The sequence below is a fragment of the Oscillibacter sp. PEA192 genome, assembly GCF_003574015.1.
Lineage (GTDB): Bacteria > Bacillota > Clostridia > Oscillospirales > Oscillospiraceae > Oscillibacter > Oscillibacter welbionis.
Window position 1 is genome coordinate 507,491 of the sequence record NZ_AP018532.1, and the last position, 16,112, is coordinate 523,602.

Sequence of the window (16,112 nt, forward strand, 5' to 3'; positions counted from 1 at the left end):
TGGACATGGATCTGTTGGCCGCAAAGGTCAGCGAACTGGCCGGCTTTGTGTGGAACGGCCTGCTGCTGTATCTGCTGGTGGGTACCGGCATCATCTTCACCATCCGCACCCGGTTCATCCAGGTGCGCAAATTCGGCGCCGGCTTCCGGCGGCTGTTCGGCAGCGTGAACCTCAACGGCGAGAAGGCCGGCAAGGAGGGCATGAGCTCCTTCCAGGCGGTGGCAACCTCTATCGCCGCCCAGGTGGGCACAGGCAACATCACCGGCTGCGCCACCGCCATGATCTCCGGCGGCCCCGGCGCCATCTTCTGGATGTGGCTGGCGGCCTTCTTCGGCATGGCCACCATCTACGGCGAAGCGGTGCTGGCCCAGACCTTCAAGACCAAGGACGAGACGGGGCACGTCATCGGCGGACCCGTCTACTACATCCGGCAGGCATTCAAGGGGACCTTCGGCAAGATCCTAGCGGGCTTCTTCGCGCTGGCTATCATCTTCGCCCTGGGCTTCACTGGAAACATGGTCCAGTCCAACGCCATCAGCAACGCCTTCCAGGAGGCGCTGGGCATCCCCACCTGGATCGTGGGCGTGGTGCTGGCGGTGGTGGCCGCCTTCATCTTCCTGGGCGGCGTCACCCGCATTGCCTCCGTTACGGAGAAGCTGGTGCCTGTCATGGCCTGCTTCTATCTGGCGGGCGGCCTCGTCATGCTGATTGCCAATATTACCAACCTGCCTCACGCCTTTGCCCTGATTTTTGAGGGTGCCTTCAACCCCCAGGCCATCCTGGGCGGCGCCGTGGGTATCGGCGTGCGAGAGGCCATGCGCTACGGCGTGGCCCGGGGCCTGTTCTCAAACGAGGCAGGCATGGGTTCTACCCCCCACGCCCACGCCATGGCCAAGGTGGAAAAGCCCCAGGACCAGGGCGTTGTGGCCATGGTCTGTGTGTTTATCGACACCTTTGTGGTCCTGACCATAACCGCCCTGGTGATGATTACCAGCGGCGCGCTGAACGTGGGCGACATGGCTGCCAATCCGGCGGCGGAGAACATGGCCCAGGTGGCGTTTTCCACTGTGTTCGGCAGCTTCGGCAATTTCTATGTGGCCATCTGCCTGCTGTTCTTTGCCTTCTCTACCATCATCGGCTGGTACTTCTTCGGCGAGCAGAACGTGAAGTATCTATTCGGTGTGAAGGCTGTCAAGGTCTACGCCTGCATTGCGGTGGTGTGCGTGGCCCTGGGGGCTGTGCTGGAGGCTCCCCTGGTCTGGAACCTCTCCGACCTGTTCAATGCGCTGATGGTGTTCCCCAACCTGCTGGCGCTGCTGGCCCTCAGCGGGCTGGTGGCCAAGGCGGCCAGGGGAGGGGACGCCCTGCGCAAATAAGCGCCCCGCCCAGAAAGAGACCCTCCGCCCGAAGTTCCGGGCGGAGGGTCTCTTCAAGCATCCCGGGCGGGGAGGGCCGGACCGCCCTGGCCGTAGGGGAGGGTGAAGACCGGGATGCCCTCCATGGCCGGGGCGATGGCGTACATGGGATAAAAAAACGACAGACCCTCCGCCGTAAGATAGAAGTTCTGCGGGTTGAAATGGCGCCGCAGCAGCCGGCGGACGCCCTCATGGTACCGGGAGATCCCAGCCGTCTCCTGCCGCTGGATCTCCGCCTCCGCTGCCTCCATCAGCCGCCGCTTCCATCCGCTGCGGCGGGGAAAGAAGGCGGACAGAGGCACCGGATAGCCGGAGATCAGATCCCAGGTATCCCCATGGCGCAGAAGCGTGGGGCGCCCTGAAAAGCCGCTCTCCCGGGACTGGGTATACAGGCTCCAGAGGCCGCCGTCGTTGTAGGTGACCTGATAGGTCAGCTCCGCCCGGAAGTGGGGCAGGGGCAGGCTGGCCGCCAGAGCAGCGCGGTATTCCTCCGCCGCCGCAGGCAGGAGGTACGTCTCACAATAGCGTAGGAAGGAACGGCACTGGAGCTGGTAATACCGCCGGATGCGGCGGGAGACTTTGTCCGCTGCTGGAACTGGTTCCGGCAGGGAGATGGAGGCGGAGAGCACAGGGATCTCCTCTACGGTCCATTCCCGCTCCGCGGTCATGGCCTCTGCGTGCAGCTGGGTGAGAGGTTCGTTCATAGGCGCCGCTCCTTCCGAAAAGATGCTGTTCTGCACCAGCCTATGCCCTGCCGCCGGGCGGGGTGACTGGACACGCTTTAAAGTGCAAGAAATTTTTTCTGTCCGGAGCCCTTTACTTTCACGCGGCAGAGTGTTAAAATACATCTTGGCGGCGAAGCGCCGCAAATCTGTTGGAGCCTCCCAGAAAGGGTACTGGATATGGTAAAGATCGGCAAGAAGGAAAAGAACGGCGAGCTGTACAAGGCGATTCTGCTGCTGAAGGACGAGCAGGAGTGCTATGAGTTCTTCCAGGATCTGTGTACCGTGTCGGAGCTGCGGGCCATGGAGCAGCGGTTCGAGGTAGCCTCCCTGCTGGACGACGGCATGATCTATAACGAGATCCTGGAGCGCACCGGCGCCTCCAGCGCCACCATCAGCCGGGTGAACCGGTCCCTCAGCTACGGCACCGGGGCCTACGAGAAGATTTTCGCCCGGTACAAGAAGCGGGACAAATGAGCAGTTATGACGCCCTGGCCGCCAGCTACGATGCCCTGACAGTGGATGTGGAATACCGCCGGCGGGCAGACTACCTGACGCGGCAGTTCCACAGAAGCGCCCTCCCGGTGGAGACGGTGCTGGACCTGGCCTGCGGAACCGGCACCATGGCCTGCCTGCTGGCGGAGCGGGGATACCGGATGATCGCCGTGGACGGATCCGAGGAGATGCTGACCCAGGCGGCCTGGAAGGCGGCGGCGTTGGAGCAGCCGCCGATGTTCCTGCACCAGTCCATGCCCCGCCTGCACCTGGGCATGGAGGTGGATGCGGCGATCTCCACCCTGGACGCGCTGAACTACCTCACCCGGACGGCAGACCTGCGGGAGACGCTGCGGCGGGTATACCGCTGGCTGCGGCCCGGCGGACTGTTCCTGTTCGATGTGAACACCCCCTACAAGCTCCGGCGGATGGACGGGCAGGTCTATCTGGACGAGACAGAGGACAGCTACTGCGTCTGGCGGACCTTCTACGCCCCCGGCCGGAAGATCTGCACCTATCAGGTGGACCTGTTCCGGCTGAACGCCAACGGGAGCTGGGACCGGGCCTTTGAGGAGCACCGGGAGCGGGCCTGGGGGCGGGAGGAGCTGGAGACGTATCTGACGGAGGCGGGCTTCGGCGCTGTCACCGTCACCGGCGACCTCACCAGCCGTCCACCGGCGGCGGAGGAGGACCGCTGGATTTTCCGGTGTCAAAAGCCGGTCAGACCAAGATAAAACAGGAGTTTGTACAATGAGCGATCAGTTGATCCGGGCCATCTCCAAGGATGGCCATATCAAGGCCACGGCAGTTTCCACCCGGGCGCTCACAGAGCGCGCCCGTCAGATCCACAAGGCTCTGCCTGTGGCCACGGCGGCGCTGGGCCGGACGCTGGCTGCGGTCTCCATGATGGGCAACGCCCTGAAGGAGGACGGGGCCAGCGTGACGCTGCAGATCAAGGGCGGAGGCCCGCTGGGAACGCTGCTGGCGGTGTCCGATAACCAGGGCAACGTCCGGGGAACGGTGGACAATCCTGTCGTGGACCTGCCTCTGCGGCCCGACGGCAAGCTGGATGTGGGGGCCGCTGTGGGCCATGAGGGTACGTTGACGGTGATCCGGGACCTGAACATGAAGGAGCCCTATGTGGGCAGCGTGAGCCTGTTGGGCGGCGAAATCGCGGAGGACCTGGCGGCCTATTTCGTGGAGTCCGAACAGATCCCCACGGCTTGCGGCCTGGGGGTGCTGGTAGACCGGGACCAGAGCGTGCTGGCCGCCGGCGGGTATCTGATCCAGCTGCTGCCCGGCGCCGGCGAGGATGTCATCGCCAAGGTGGAGGGCAGCCTGATGGCCGCAGGGCCGGTGACGGGACTTTTGCGGAACGATCCGGACCCGGAGGCTATGCTGCGGCACGCTCTGTCGGATTTCGACCTGGAGATCCTGGAGAGGAGCCCCATCGAGTACCGCTGCTACTGCAGCCGGGACAGGATGGAGCGGGCCCTCATCAGCCTGGGGCCGGAGGAACTTCAGGCCATGATCGACGAGCAGGGCAGCGCGGACCTCACCTGCCGCTTCTGTGACAATGTGCAGCACTTCTCCAGAGCAGATCTGGAGGCCATGGTCCGGGGGCTCCAGAAAAAAATGTAAAAAAATTAAATTTCCAGTTGACAGACCGGGCGTCTTTGAGTATAATAACTTTTGCCGTCTGAAATGAGCGGCAATCGGGGAGCATAGCTCAGCTGGTTAGAGCACCTGCCTTACAAGCAGGGGGTCACTGGTTCGAGTCCAGTTGTTCCCACCAAAGTTATACATGGCCCGGTAGTTCAGTTGGTTAGAACGCTAGCCTGTCACGCTAGAGGTCGACGGTTCGAGCCCGTTCCGGGTCGCCATCTCCCACGAGATGGAGTTCCATCTCGTGGGTCCCCTTGGGGTTGCAATTCCCCTCCCGCGCCGTGCGGCGCGGAAAAGATTTGCCCAGATAGCTCAGTTGGTAGAGCAGGGGACTGAAAATCCCCGTGTCGCTGGTTCGATTCCGGCTCTGGGCACCACTTGCGGGCATAGCTCATCTGGTAGAGCGCCACCTTGCCAAGGTGGAGGTAGCGAGTTCGAGCCTCGTTGCCCGCTCCACTGAGAATGCCCACACAAGATCGTGTGGGCATTCTCAGTGGAAAAGAAAATTTAAAAAAGCAGTGGACATTTCGGTTCAAACTGCATATAATAAAATAGAAGCAACGGTGACATAGCCAAGTGGTAAGGCAAGGGTCTGCAAAACCCTGATTCCCCGGTTCAAATCCGGGTGTCACCTCCAAAAAAACAACCACATCGAAAAGATGTGGTTGTTTTTTTGTCTAAATGCATTCATGGGCGCAGGGGATTGGATTCCGCCTGTGCCCGCTTTTCTTTTTCAGCGGAACCATCCGCACGGCGGAAAGGCTCTGCCCCGCAATCGGACCGCAAAGAATACGGCTCCGCTCGCCTATGCGATTCGATTGCGGGGACGTGTGCCTGCGGATGCTGCTTTGACGAAAATGGATGGGAAGATGGCGGACTTTTTTGGGGAAAAAGATAGCTAAAACGGCAAATTCTTTACGAAAAATATACAAGAGCCTGTGAGAAAAACGTGCTATAATGAGTTCGAATAAACAGAGATGTGGGAGACCAGCCCCCGATCCGCCGGCGCGCCCTCCAGGCTGCCGTACGGGTCTGGGGCGTTTTCCCTAGAAGGAGTGTATATGGCACATATCAATTCGGATATTCTGCGCCTCGGCGTGGATGTGGGGTCCACCACCGTCAAAGCAGTGGCCCTGGACCCGGCTGACAACAGCGTACTGTTCACCCGCTATCAGCGGCATAACGCCCATCAGGCGGATACCGTCCGGCAGCTGCTGGAGGAGGCGGCCGGTCACTTTCCCGGCATGCGGTTCCGTATCGGCGTGTGCGGGTCCGGCGGACGGCCCATTGCCGCCGCCCTGGGGGCCTGCTATGTCCAGGAGGTGGTGGCCAACGCGGCGGCAGTCCGGGCCTTGTATCCGGAGGTCCGCACCGCGGTGGAACTGGGCGGACAGGATGCCAAGGTGATCTTCTTCCGCTATGACGAGGCCAGCGGAAAGCTCCAGACCTCCGATATGCGGATGAACGGCAGCTGCGCCGGAGGCACCGGCGCGTTTATCGATGAGATCGCCGCGCTGCTGAACGTGCCGGCGGACGAGTTCGAGCAGCTGGCTGCCCGCGGGAAGACCGTTTACAGCATCTCCGGCCGCTGCGGCGTGTTTGCCAAGACAGACATCCAGCCCCTGCTGATCCAGGGGGCGGAGCGGGCGGATATCGCGCTTTCCACCTTCCACGCCATCGCCAAGCAGACCATCGGCGGCCTGTCCCAGGGACTGGAGCTGACGGCCCCCATCATCTTTGAGGGAGGCCCGCTGACCTTCAACCCCACGCTGGTGCGGGTGTTTGCGGAGCGGCTGAATCTGGAGGAAAGGGATATCGTTCGACCGGACCACCCGGAGACCATCGTGGCCCGGGGCACCGCCATCGCCATCGACGAGCTGTTCCCCGGACAGGAGGACGCCATGACCCTGGCAGAGGCCATGGAGCGGCTGGACAAGGCCCCGGCCCAGACCGAAGGGCCCTCCGGCACCGGCAGGCCCTTCTTTGCCAGCGACGAGGAGCGGGAGGTCTTTCTCCGCCGCCACCGGACGGAGCTGCGCCGGCCGGTGGATGCCGCGGACCGGCAGATTCTGCGGGGGTACATCGGCATCGACTCCGGCTCCACCACCTCCAAGTTCGTCTTTATAGACGAGAACGAGCAGGTGACGGACACTTTCTACGACAACAACCAGGGGGAGCCGCTGAAGGTGGTCCGGGAGGGCCTGCTGGCCCTGGCGGAGAAGTATGAGAAGCTGGGCATCCAGCTGGAGGTGCTGGGCCTGGGCACCACCGGCTACGGCGAGCAGATGCTCTCTGCTGCCTTTCACGCCGACTACCACACAGTAGAGACCGTGGCCCACGCCCGGGGCTGCCGCCGCTTCTTCCCGGACGCCACGTTTCTGCTGGACATCGGCGGCCAGGACATGAAGGCCATCTGGCTGAAGGACGGCGTGGTCACGAACATCATGCTGAACGAGGCATGCTCCTCCGGCTGCGGCTCCTTTTTGGAGAACTTCGCCGCCACCCTGGGGATGCCGGTGGACCAGGTGGCGGACGCCGCCTTCCGATCTCAGGCCCCTGCCGAGCTGGGCAGCCGGTGCACTGTGTTCATGAACAGCACCATCATCAACGAGCAGCGCAACGGCAAGCAGCCTGACGACCTGATGGCGGGGCTGTGCCGCTCCATCATCGAGAACGTGTTTACAAAGGTGGTCCGCATCGCCAACGTGGCGGAGCTGGGGGATCGGGTAGTGGTCCAGGGGGGCACCTTCCGGAACTTCGCCGTCCTGCGGGCCCTGGAGGAGTATCTGGGCCGGGACGTGACCCTGGCCCCCTATCCCGGCGAGATGGGCGCTCTGGGTGCGGCTCTCGCGGTGAAGCAGGAGGTGGAGGCCCACGGCTACGCCAACGGCCGCTGCTCCGCCTTCATCGGCTTTGACGCGGTGAAAAACTTCCAATACACCCGGGAGAGCGGTGTACTCTGCCCCCACTGCACCAACCACTGCAGCCGGACGATCCTGCATTTCCCGGACGGTGGCTGCTATGTCACCGGCAACCGGTGCGACCGGGGCGCCGTTGTGATGGAGGCGGCACCTGCCCATAAGGCCCAGGAAGTGCCGGACCTGTTCCGGCTGCGGCAGGAGCTGCTGTTCAAGACATATCCGGTATCCCCCGTGCGGGAGGAGCAGAGCCAGACCGTGGGCCTGCCCCGGGTGCTGGAGTTCTGGGACAGCATGCCCTTCTGGAGTACCTTCTTCCGGGCTCTGGGATATCGGGTGAAGTTCTCCCATCCCAGCAGCCGCAGACAGTATGAGAGCGGACTGCAGTACGTGGCGTCGGACACCATCTGTTTTCCGGCCAAGCTGGTCCACGGCCATGTGCTGGACCTGTCCAAACAGGGCGTAGACCGGATTTTCCTGCCCTATATCCTCCACATGCCCACAGAGAACAAAGGGGAGAAGAGCCCCTACGTCTGCCCGGTCATCATGGGCTACTCCATGGTGGTGCGGAACTTCCAGTCCCCCGGGGAGCACTTCTCCGTGGGCTTTGAGACGCCGGTGTTCCACTGGTTCAGCAAGCAGGACCGGAAGCGGCAGATCTGCCGGTATGCCGTGGAACACTGCGGCGCCACAAAGCGGCAGGCGGAGGCCGCTTACCGTCAGGCGGAGACGGCCATCCTCTCTTTCCGCCATCAGCTGGTGGAGGAGGGAAAGCGGGTCATCGCGGACACCGGAAAGGCGGGCGGTTTCGCCGTGGTGCTGGCGGGACGGCCCTATCACACAGACCCCCTCATCAACCACGACCTGTCCGGGATGTTCACCCGTCGGGGCATCCCGGTGCTGACGGTGGATAGCCTGCCCGGACTGGAGAAGGCGGACCTGCGCCGGTCCCGTGTGGAGATCACCAATGACTTCCACGCCCGGATGCTCTCCGGCGCCATGGTGACAGCGGAGCAGCCCTGCCTGGAGTACGTGCAGATCGTCAGCTTTGGCTGCGGCCATGATGCCATTTTGTCCGATGAGATCATCCGCCTGCTGGGGGAGGGCAGCGGCAAGCCGCCCCTGATCCTGAAGGTGGATGAGAGCGAGGCCGCCGGGTCTCTCGGCATCCGGGTCCAGTCCTTTATTGAGACGGTACAGCTGCGCCGCTCTGCCCAGGCGGAGCAGGCGGCCTGCCGCCTGCCGGAGCCCTACGCGGTGAAGTACCGCAAGGAGGACCGGAAGCTGCGGACTGTGCTGGTGCCAAATATCTCCGCCCCGGTGTCCACTCTTCTCACGGCCTTGATGGACCGGGAGGGTATTCGGGCGGTGAGCCTGCCGGTGGGCGGCGTGGAGCAGATCCGGGTGGGGAAGAAGTACACCCACAATGACATCTGCTTCCCCTGTCAGATGGTCATCGGCGAGCTGATCGACGCCCTGCAGAAGGGAAACTATCCGGAGGACTCCGTGGCCGTGGGCATGGCCAAGCTCAGCTGCGACTGCCGGATGGCCAATTACACCGCGATTCTGCGCAAGGCGCTGGACAGCGCCGGATTTGAAAACGTCCCCATCCTCACCACAGACCCTGGCGACACCAAGGGTATCCACCCCGGCGTGTCCATGCTGGGGGCCCGGTCTGTGCTGCTGGCGGCGTGGGCCTTCTCCATGCTGGACATTCTGGAGGAGCTGTGCCGGAAGATCCGCCCCTATGAGACGGCGGCAGGCGAGACGAACCGCGTGTTCAGCGAATGTGTGGAGTGGATTGCCGCCGCATCCAAGCAGGGGCTGGGCAAGATGATCGGTGCCTTCCGGCGGGCCATCGAGGCATTCCGGGGGCTCCGCTATGACCGCTCCCGCCGCAAGCCCCGGGTGCTGGTCACCGGCGAGCTGCTGGTGAACTTTCATCCCGGCACCAACTTCCACGTGGAGGAGTACCTGGAACGCAACGACATGGAGGTCATCCTGCCCCGCATCACCTACCAGTTCCGCAAGGACTTCCAGGCGGCCATCAGCGAGATCCGGGACTTCGGTGCCCATCTGGCGCCCTATCCCTTCGCCCTGGACGGCGCCGTGGAGTTCATCCAGCGGTTTTTGGAGCGCATTGCCCGGTCCCATCCCCTGTATCACCCGGCGGCCCGGCCTCAGGACCTGTACAGTGACGTGGAGCACTTCATCCCCAAGACCCTCACCTGCGGCGAGGGCTGGCTGATGGCGGGCGAGATCGCCCACTACGCCCACCAGGGGGTCCGGTCCTTCATCATCCTCCAGCCCTTTGGGTGCCTGCCCAACCACGTGTGCGGCCGGGGCGTCACCAAGCGGCTCAAGGAGGAGTTCCCCGGCGTGCAGATCCTGCCCCTGGACCTGGATCCGGACACCAGCTACGCCAATGTGGAGAACCGGCTCCAGATGCTCATCATGAATCAGACCGCGGAGGCGGAGCATTCCGCAGCTAGTGTGGAACCGGCACCCCAAAAGACCCGGGGCGGTTCGCCCCGTCCGGCGCTGTCCTCTACATAAGCGCGGGCGTCGGCTGTATTTTCAGACTCCGGAGAGGAATGCCCGGTGCCGAGGTTCGACCTGGATACAAAGAAGGCAGCCGTTCATGCGAACGGCTGCCTTCTTGAATTTTCGGTTATCGGGAATCTCGGGCATTTCTGGAGGCGCGGACCGGTCGGCGGTCACTTCGCACGTGCAGGAGGCGTGCGGGCGCTTCTATGGACAGTGGAGAGCAGCTCCCGCACCTGCTCCCGGGAGAGGCGGGGCGGAAGCGTGCTGTACAAGCTCCGCTCCACATCGTCCACCAGAATGCTGTACCGAGCCTGCATGGGCGCATCCAACGCGTCCCGGAGGGGCCCCCCTGCCAGACGTTCCAGATACTCCCGGGGGGTCTCCTGGCTTTGACGGCGGCAGCGGCGGCGGGCGCCCCAGTGCTCCAGTTCCAGGAGGGCGGCACGGGGGGTTCCGGCGTACCGCAGCAGAAATGCCCTGACCCGCAGGCGCTGGCCCAGCCGGGAGAGCAGGCCACGGCGGCCCAGACGCTGCCTGACGAGCCCGTCGTCATCATCCTCCTCCGGCAATCTGATGCGGCTGCGGCTGCGCCAGAGCCAGCGCACCAGAGCAGCCACTCCGGCCAGGACCAGCGCGGCCAGGGACAGGAGCAGCAACGCCGTCACCAGCTGAGGGGCGATGGCGGGGCCGGAGGCGCTTTCCACAGGCAGAGCGGCCTCACTGCCGCCTCCGGCGGCGGAGGACATCCCTGCGGACCCGGCGGAGCGGCCCTGGAAGAGAGACGTCAGGAACCGGAATACAGCGGTCAGGGCGCCCTCCAGAAGGCTGCCGACGGCCTGAAAGATGGGGATCAGCTCCCCCCTGGCGGCCAGCAGCAGAGCGCAGGCGGCCACAGCCAGCACGGCCAGGACCGCTGGGACCAGCAGGGCCGGGAGCCGCCCGAAGGGAGAACCGGCCCGAATGGTGTTGCGTCCGGAGGTGCGCATCCCCACCACTGCCAGCAGATCCAGCGCCAGCAGCGCCAACAGAACCGGCACCCGGTCCAGCAGCTGAGGGGCGAAGGAGGCCACGATCAGATAGAACAGCCCATACAGGCCCATGTACTCCCCGGCCCCGTGGAGGTGGCGGACCGTGACAGGCGTGACGCCCCAGTGGTATCCCCGGCACAGGGGGAAGAGGTACAGGGGCACCTGAATCACCAGAAGAGGCGGATAGGTCAGGTCCAGCGTGCGGCTGAGCAGGGGGATCCAGACGGCGCAGAGAAGAACGTTCAGCAGCAGAATCTGCCAAAAGCGGCGGGGCTTTTGGAGAAAGAGGCTGTTGCCTGCGGTCATCAGCCCGCCAGAGAGCAGAAACCCCCACATGGAGAAGGGCGGCCGGCCACACAGGAGCTGCCACAGAATATCGGCCGTCAGGAAGACAATCAGCAGCTCGGTGGCCAGCGGCAGGCACTTGAGGGCGGTGGTCTTTCCATGTCTCATAGGCCGCCTCCTGCCCGAAAAGCATTCAGGTCCAGGACCCGCAGGAGGGGGTGAGACTGTTCCCCCCAGGCCAGCAGGGGGACGCGGTGCCGCTCCAGCAGCGCACAGGTACCGGCGTCCAGGCGGCGGACATCCCCGCAGATCAGAAAGGCGCCGGAGAGGGTGCGGAGGCGCGGCAGGATCTCGTCCGCCGTAATGGAGACAGCGGTGTCTGCGGCGGCCAGCAGCGTCAGGACTGCGGGAAGCTGCAGCCGGTCCCGGCAGGTGGCAAACTGCTCCAGCCGCCCGGCGGGGCGGGAGATGAGCAGAGACACGGCCACCTCCTCTTCCATCAGCTGCGCCGCCAGGGAGCCCAGGATCTCCAGGGCAGATTCGAAGTCCTCCGGCGGCAGGCCCGCGAAGGAGGCACCGTCCAGCAGGAACGCGGCCCGGCGGGGGGAGATTTTCTCGTAGATGTTCACCATGGCGCCCTGCCCCCGGGCCATCAGGCGGAAGTTCAGGGACCGGGCGTTGTCCCCCGGCTGGTAGGCGCGGACGTTCCGGATCACGGTCCGGTCATCCTGAAAGCCCCGGGCGCCGGTCTCCAGCTCCCAGCTGTTGCGCAGGAACCAGCGGGTGGACACGGGGACCAGCCGGGGAAACACCGCCAGCGTCACGGGCCTGGGCAGCGGGATTTCCTTCTCCCGGACGCAGAGGCACAGGCCGTCGCCGGAGAGCAGCCGGATCCGGTCAAAGGACAGCAGGCCCCGGTGCTCCGCCTGGAGGCGGCTGGTGTAGGACATCCGCTGATGCCCCAGCAGGAAGGAGACGTTCTTTTCATAATAGGGCTTCTGCACGCCCCCCTCCGGGAGTTCCACGGTCTCCCAGCGGTGCTCCGGCCGGAGGGCGCCGCCCGGCTCCAGGGGGAAGCGCACCGTCAGCCAGACCAGGGGCAGCCACTTGGGGTTGTCCAGCGTCACCCGCAGAGGACAGGGCTCCCCGGGGAAGACGCAGCTCCGCTCCGCCTGGAGGGCGGCGTTCACGCCGTCCAGCACATGGCGGGCCCAGAGGCGGGCCGCGGCGGCCACGGCGGCGGCCGCCAGAGAGAAGATGGCGGCGGGCAGCCGCCCGCTCAGGCTGAAGCCCACTCCGCAGGCTGCCAGGGCCAGGATGGAGAAGCGCCCCGTGAACAGGCTGGACTCGGCGAAGTCCACTGCAGCGGACTCAGGCGTTCTGGCCATGGGCAAGGACCTCCCCGGTCTCCCGGCAGGGCACCTGGGCCAGTACGGTCTCCACCACGCCGGCCGCCTCCAGGCCGGAGAGCGCCGCCTGATGGGACAGCAGTACCCGGTGGGGCAGGACGTAGCGGGCCAGATACTTCACATCGTCCGGGGTGACATAGTCCCGGCCGGAGAGGGCGGCATAGGCTTTGGAGGCCCGGAACAGGTCCCGGGACACCCGGGGGCTGGCGCCGCAGGCCAGCTCCGGCTGCTCCCGGGTGGCCTGGACCAGCTCCACGATGTACGCCACCACCGGATCGGACAGGCGGACCTGCCGGATCTCCCGGGTGAACCGATTGACTTCCTCCGGGGAGAGCAGGGGGCGGAGGTCCGCAAAGGCGGCTCCATCTCCCACGGTTCGGAGCATGGCGGCCTCCTCCCTGGGGGTGGGGTAGCCCATGGAGAGCTTGAAGAGGAAGCGGTCCAGCTGGGCAGCGGGCAGGGCGAAGGTGGTCTCCGTCTCCACGGGGTTCTGGGTGGCCAGGACCATGAAGGGTGGGGCCAGGGGATAGGTGACGCCGTCTACGGACACCTGCCGTTCCTCCATGGCCTCCAGCAGGGCGGACTGGGTACGGGGGATGGCCCGGTTGATCTCGTCCGCCAGCAGGATGTTGGTCATGATGGGGCCGGGGGTGAAGACCATCTCCCCGGTTTTCTGGCTGTAAATGTTCATGCCCACGATGTCTGAGGGCAGCAGATCCGGGGTGAACTGCACCCGCACCATGCCGCAGCCCAGCACCGCGGAGAGGGCCTTCACCAGCGTGGTCTTGCCCACGCCGGGGATATCGTCAATCAGCACGTGCCCGCCGGCAAACAGGCTGGTGAGTACCAGGCGGATCTGCTCACCCTTGCCGATGATGGCCTTGCCGCACTCTGTCTCGATCTGCTCCGCCAAATGGCGGAGTTCCGTGAAGTCCATAGTCGTGCCTCCCAGGTTCCATGAAATACCCCTCTATTATATCTAACCCGAAAGCGGACCGCAAGAGCGGATGCCAGCTCCGGGAAGACCTGAAAAAATGCGTGAAAAGGAGGGAACCCTCTGGAAAAGCGGAAGCGCCTGTGCTATGATACGAAACAGAAGGTCCCGCAACAGGACCGACGAGAATTTGGGAGGAATGCGTATGAAGAAGACATTGTCCCTGCTCCTGTCCCTGGTGCTGATGCTCAGCCTGGCGCTGCCCGCATCCGCTGCGGAGACGGAGTACCCCACCCTGGAGGGCGGCGTAACCGAGATCCAGAAGTATGGCAACATCGTCCTGGACATCGATCCGGCGGACCTGAAGGACGGCGGCTACACATACGGCGACCTGCTGACCGTCACCGTCAACGGCACTGGGTATGACATGCCCCTGTGCACCAACTACTCCGATGTGGACACCGGCGCGCTGGTGCTGCGGGACAGCGAGGGTGTGCTGATCGCCGCCATCAACATGGGGGACTTTGCGACCAGCAACGGCCTGGCCGCCAAGGTCACCGCCGAGGACGGCTCCTACACCTGGGAGTTCCCCGAGGGCCAGTCCCTGGAGAGCATCACCGTCTCCATCTCCATGAAGGAGCAGGGCGGCTACTATGACCAGTACCTCATCCACCAGCTGACCCGCACCGACGAGCGGGCGGACTACGCCTCCGACGCGGTGTTCGCCAACTTCCGCAACGTGGCTGTGGGCGATCTGGGGGAGAACGCCTTTTTCCGCAGCAGCAGCCCCGTGAACAACGAGCTGGGCCGCGCCTCCTATGCCGATGACCTGGCAGAGGCCGGCGGCATCCAGGCGGTCATGAACCTGGCGGATTCCAACGAGCTGATCGAGGGCTACATCGCCGCCGAGGGCTTCGACTCCCCCTACTACCAGTCTCTGTACGAGGCGGGGAAGGTGAAGGCCCTGAACCTGGGCGTGGACTTCACCGCTGCCGACTTCAAGTCCGGCCTGGCGGAGGGCCTGCGCTTCTTCGCGGAGAATGAGGGGCCCTATCTGGTCCACTGCACCGAGGGCAAGGACCGGGCCGGCTTTGTCTCCGCCCTGCTGGAGTGCCTGATGGGCGCCACCTATGACGAGGTTGTGGCGGACTACATGACCACCTATGTGAATTACTATCACCTGGAAGAAGGCGGCGAGCAGTATGAGGCGGTGAAGAACAGCAACATCGTCTCCATCCTCACCAACATCACCGGCGCTGCGGAGGGCACGGATCTGACCACTGTGGATCTGGCCGCTGCGGCAGAGGACTATATGCTGGACGCCGGCCTGACCGCAGACGAGGTGACCGCCCTGAAGGCGAACCTGGCTAAGGACTACACGGTAGAGACCGAGGCTCCCGCGGAGGAGACGCCGGAGGAGCCTGTTCCCCAGGCCCAGACCTACACCGTGGAGGCGGGAGACTGCCTGTGGAACATCGCCTATGAGGTGTACGGCACCGGCACTCGCTGGACTGTGATCTACGAGGCCAACCGGGATACCATCCGTGACCCCGGCATGATCCACATCGGGCAGGTGCTGACCATCCCCGCTGCCTGAAAATGCCTGATTCGTTTTTGAAAACAGCTCCCGGAGCAATCCGGGAGCTGTTTTTTTGCCTTTGTATGCGCTTGCAAGGATTTTACATAGACTTTACAGAGTCCTGGTGTCGGATTTTACTTCCGGCTGTTTATACTAAGACCGTCCCTTGAGCAACAGACATAGGAAAAGGAGTAATCTTCGATATGAAAAAAGTATTTTCGCTCTTGCTGTCCCTGACCATGGTCATGGCTCTGCTGGCCGGCTGCGGCGGTGACACCACGGCTGACGACACCACGGATGATACCGCTTCCAACGACGCCGCCCAGGAGGAGACCGCTGAGCTGAGCGGCACTGTGGCCACCGACGGCTCCACCTCCATGGAGGAGGTCATCGGCGCCCTGGGTGAGCAGTTTATGGCCGACAACTCCGGCGTGTCCGTCACCTACAACCCCACCGGTTCTGGCGCCGGCATCGAGGCCGTGTCCAACGGCAGCTGCGACATCGGCCTGGCCTCCCGCGCACTGACCGATGACGAGAAGGCGGGCGGCTTGACTGAGACCATCGTGGCCCTGGACGGCATCGCCGTGATCGTCAACGCTGAGAACCCCGTCTCCGACCTGACCCTGGAGCAGATCGCCTCCATCTACACCGGCGCTGTCACCGATTGGTCTGAGTTCGGCAGCGACGCCGGCGCCATCGCCGTGATCGGCCGTGAGTCCGGCTCCGGTACCCGTGACGGCTTCGAGTCTATCACCGGCACTGAGGACCAGTGCGTGCTGGCCCAGGAGCTGAGCTCTACCGGCGCCGTGATCGAGGCGGTTCGTACCACCCCCGGCGCCATCGGCTATGCCTCCCTCTCCGCCGTGCAGGATCAGAAGGGCATCACGGTCCTGACTGTGGGCGGCGTGGCTCCCTCTGAGGCCACGGTCCTGGACGGCAGCTATGCCATTCAGCGTCCCTTCGTGTTCGCCACCCGCACCGATGAGGCCCTGTCGGACGCGGCCCAGGCCTTCTTCGACTTCGCCACCTCCACCGCCGCCAGCGACCTGATCGCCAACGCCGGCGCCGTGCCCGTGGCCCAGTAAGACAACGCTTGTTTTCCACCCTCATATATA

The 16,112-nt window shown here is 64.3% G+C and carries 11 protein-coding genes and 5 tRNA genes; 12 read left to right on the forward strand and 4 right to left on the reverse strand.

Annotated elements, in window-relative coordinates; genetic code table 11:
• The first annotated feature begins 5 nt into the window (after positions 1-5).
• The gene (locus DN611_RS02440; RefSeq protein WP_119311874.1) at positions 6-1,376 is read left to right on the forward strand and encodes an alanine/glycine:cation symporter family protein; all 1,371 of its coding nucleotides are present in this window, start codon (positions 6-8) and stop codon (positions 1,374-1,376) included.
• 53 nt (positions 1,377-1,429) lie between these two features.
• Here DN611_RS02440 and DN611_RS02445 read toward each other — a convergent pair whose 3' ends face one another.
• Positions 1,430-2,119, reverse strand: a complete 690-nt coding sequence (locus tag DN611_RS02445) for a DUF3298 and DUF4163 domain-containing protein (RefSeq protein WP_160117392.1) — start codon at positions 2,117-2,119, stop codon at positions 1,430-1,432.
• Between the two features lie 198 nt (positions 2,120-2,317).
• Between DN611_RS02445 and DN611_RS02450 the strand changes: the two genes are divergently transcribed.
• The 9 genes from DN611_RS02450 (at position 2,318) to DN611_RS02490 (ending at position 9,771) form a co-directional block, all read left to right on the forward strand.
• The gene (locus DN611_RS02450; RefSeq protein ID WP_025544442.1) at positions 2,318-2,614 is read left to right on the forward strand and encodes a YerC/YecD family TrpR-related protein; all 297 of its coding nucleotides are present in this window, start codon (positions 2,318-2,320) and stop codon (positions 2,612-2,614) included.
• Positions 2,611-3,366 (forward strand): class I SAM-dependent DNA methyltransferase, encoded by a 756-nt coding sequence (locus tag DN611_RS02455; protein WP_119310566.1) that lies wholly within the window; start codon positions 2,611-2,613, stop codon positions 3,364-3,366. The genes DN611_RS02450 and DN611_RS02455 overlap by 4 nt, the downstream gene beginning before the upstream one ends.
• A 16-nt stretch (positions 3,367-3,382) precedes the next feature.
• Positions 3,383-4,273 (forward strand): Hsp33 family molecular chaperone HslO, encoded by an 891-nt coding sequence (gene hslO, locus DN611_RS02460; protein WP_025544444.1) that lies wholly within the window; start codon positions 3,383-3,385, stop codon positions 4,271-4,273.
• A gap of 77 nt (positions 4,274-4,350) precedes the next feature.
• Positions 4,351-4,427: transfer RNA gene (locus tag DN611_RS02465), tRNA-Val, on the forward strand.
• Positions 4,428-4,438: 11 nt separating this feature from the next.
• Positions 4,439-4,515, forward strand: a tRNA-Asp gene (locus DN611_RS02470).
• A gap of 83 nt (positions 4,516-4,598) precedes the next feature.
• Positions 4,599-4,674 (forward strand) — tRNA-Phe (locus DN611_RS02475).
• A 3-nt stretch (positions 4,675-4,677) separates the two neighbouring features.
• Positions 4,678-4,753 (forward strand) — tRNA-Gly (locus tag DN611_RS02480).
• 106 nt (positions 4,754-4,859) lie between these two features.
• Positions 4,860-4,934 (forward strand) — tRNA-Cys (locus DN611_RS02485).
• Between the two features lie 424 nt (positions 4,935-5,358).
• Positions 5,359-9,771 carry an acyl-CoA dehydratase activase gene (locus tag DN611_RS02490; RefSeq protein WP_174232991.1) on the forward strand — a complete coding sequence of 1,471 codons (4,413 nt, stop codon included), beginning with the start codon at positions 5,359-5,361 and terminating at the stop codon, positions 9,769-9,771.
• Positions 9,772-9,932: 161 nt separating this feature from the next.
• On the opposite strand, the gene DN611_RS02495 is transcribed toward DN611_RS02490, so the two are convergent.
• From DN611_RS02495 to DN611_RS02505, 3 genes are read right to left on the reverse strand one after another with little or no spacing between them, the layout of a single operon-like run.
• A complete protein-coding gene (locus DN611_RS02495; RefSeq protein ID WP_119310568.1) occupies positions 9,933-11,243 on the reverse strand; it encodes a DUF4129 domain-containing protein in 1,311 nt (436 codons plus the stop codon).
• Complete coding sequence (locus DN611_RS02500; protein WP_119310569.1) at positions 11,240-12,463, reverse strand: DUF58 domain-containing protein; 1,224 nt, start codon at positions 12,461-12,463, stop codon at positions 11,240-11,242. The genes DN611_RS02495 and DN611_RS02500 overlap by 4 nt, the downstream gene beginning before the upstream one ends.
• Positions 12,447-13,421 carry an AAA family ATPase gene (locus DN611_RS02505; RefSeq protein WP_119310570.1) on the reverse strand — a complete coding sequence of 325 codons (975 nt, stop codon included), beginning with the start codon at positions 13,419-13,421 and terminating at the stop codon, positions 12,447-12,449. The genes DN611_RS02500 and DN611_RS02505 overlap by 17 nt, the downstream gene beginning before the upstream one ends.
• A 202-nt stretch (positions 13,422-13,623) precedes the next feature.
• Here DN611_RS02505 and DN611_RS16920 point away from each other — a divergent pair, with 202 nt between their 5' ends.
• Both DN611_RS16920 and DN611_RS02515 read left to right on the forward strand, forming a co-directional pair.
• Complete coding sequence (locus DN611_RS16920) at positions 13,624-15,015, forward strand: tyrosine-protein phosphatase (protein WP_051365626.1); 1,392 nt, start codon at positions 13,624-13,626, stop codon at positions 15,013-15,015.
• Between the two features lie 185 nt (positions 15,016-15,200).
• Complete coding sequence (locus DN611_RS02515) at positions 15,201-16,082, forward strand: phosphate ABC transporter substrate-binding protein (RefSeq protein ID WP_021748867.1); 882 nt, start codon at positions 15,201-15,203, stop codon at positions 16,080-16,082.
• Positions 16,083-16,112: the final 30 nt, after the last annotated feature.

What these genes read in the sequence shown, in the direction of transcription:
- hslO (WP_025544444.1), top strand. Translation starts at nt 3,383, where the DNA reads ATGAGCGATCAGTTGATCCGGGCCATCTCCAAGGATGGCCATATCAAG.
- DN611_RS02515 (WP_021748867.1), top strand. Translation starts at nt 15,201, where the DNA reads ATGAAAAAAGTATTTTCGCTCTTGCTGTCCCTGACCATGGTCATGGCT.
- DN611_RS02505 (WP_119310570.1), bottom strand. Translation starts at nt 13,421, where the DNA reads ATGGACTTCACGGAACTCCGCCATTTGGCGGAGCAGATCGAGACAGAG.
- DN611_RS02490 (WP_174232991.1), top strand. Translation starts at nt 5,359, where the DNA reads ATGGCACATATCAATTCGGATATTCTGCGCCTCGGCGTGGATGTGGGG.
- DN611_RS02500 (WP_119310569.1), bottom strand. Translation starts at nt 12,463, where the DNA reads ATGGCCAGAACGCCTGAGTCCGCTGCAGTGGACTTCGCCGAGTCCAGC.
- DN611_RS02455 (WP_119310566.1), top strand. Translation starts at nt 2,611, where the DNA reads ATGAGCAGTTATGACGCCCTGGCCGCCAGCTACGATGCCCTGACAGTG.
- DN611_RS02495 (WP_119310568.1), bottom strand. Translation starts at nt 11,243, where the DNA reads ATGAGACATGGAAAGACCACCGCCCTCAAGTGCCTGCCGCTGGCCACC.
- DN611_RS02450 (WP_025544442.1), top strand. Translation starts at nt 2,318, where the DNA reads ATGGTAAAGATCGGCAAGAAGGAAAAGAACGGCGAGCTGTACAAGGCG.
- DN611_RS16920 (WP_051365626.1), top strand. Translation starts at nt 13,624, where the DNA reads ATGAAGAAGACATTGTCCCTGCTCCTGTCCCTGGTGCTGATGCTCAGC.
- DN611_RS02440 (WP_119311874.1), top strand. Translation starts at nt 6, where the DNA reads ATGGATCTGTTGGCCGCAAAGGTCAGCGAACTGGCCGGCTTTGTGTGG.
- DN611_RS02445 (WP_160117392.1), bottom strand. Translation starts at nt 2,119, where the DNA reads ATGAACGAACCTCTCACCCAGCTGCACGCAGAGGCCATGACCGCGGAG.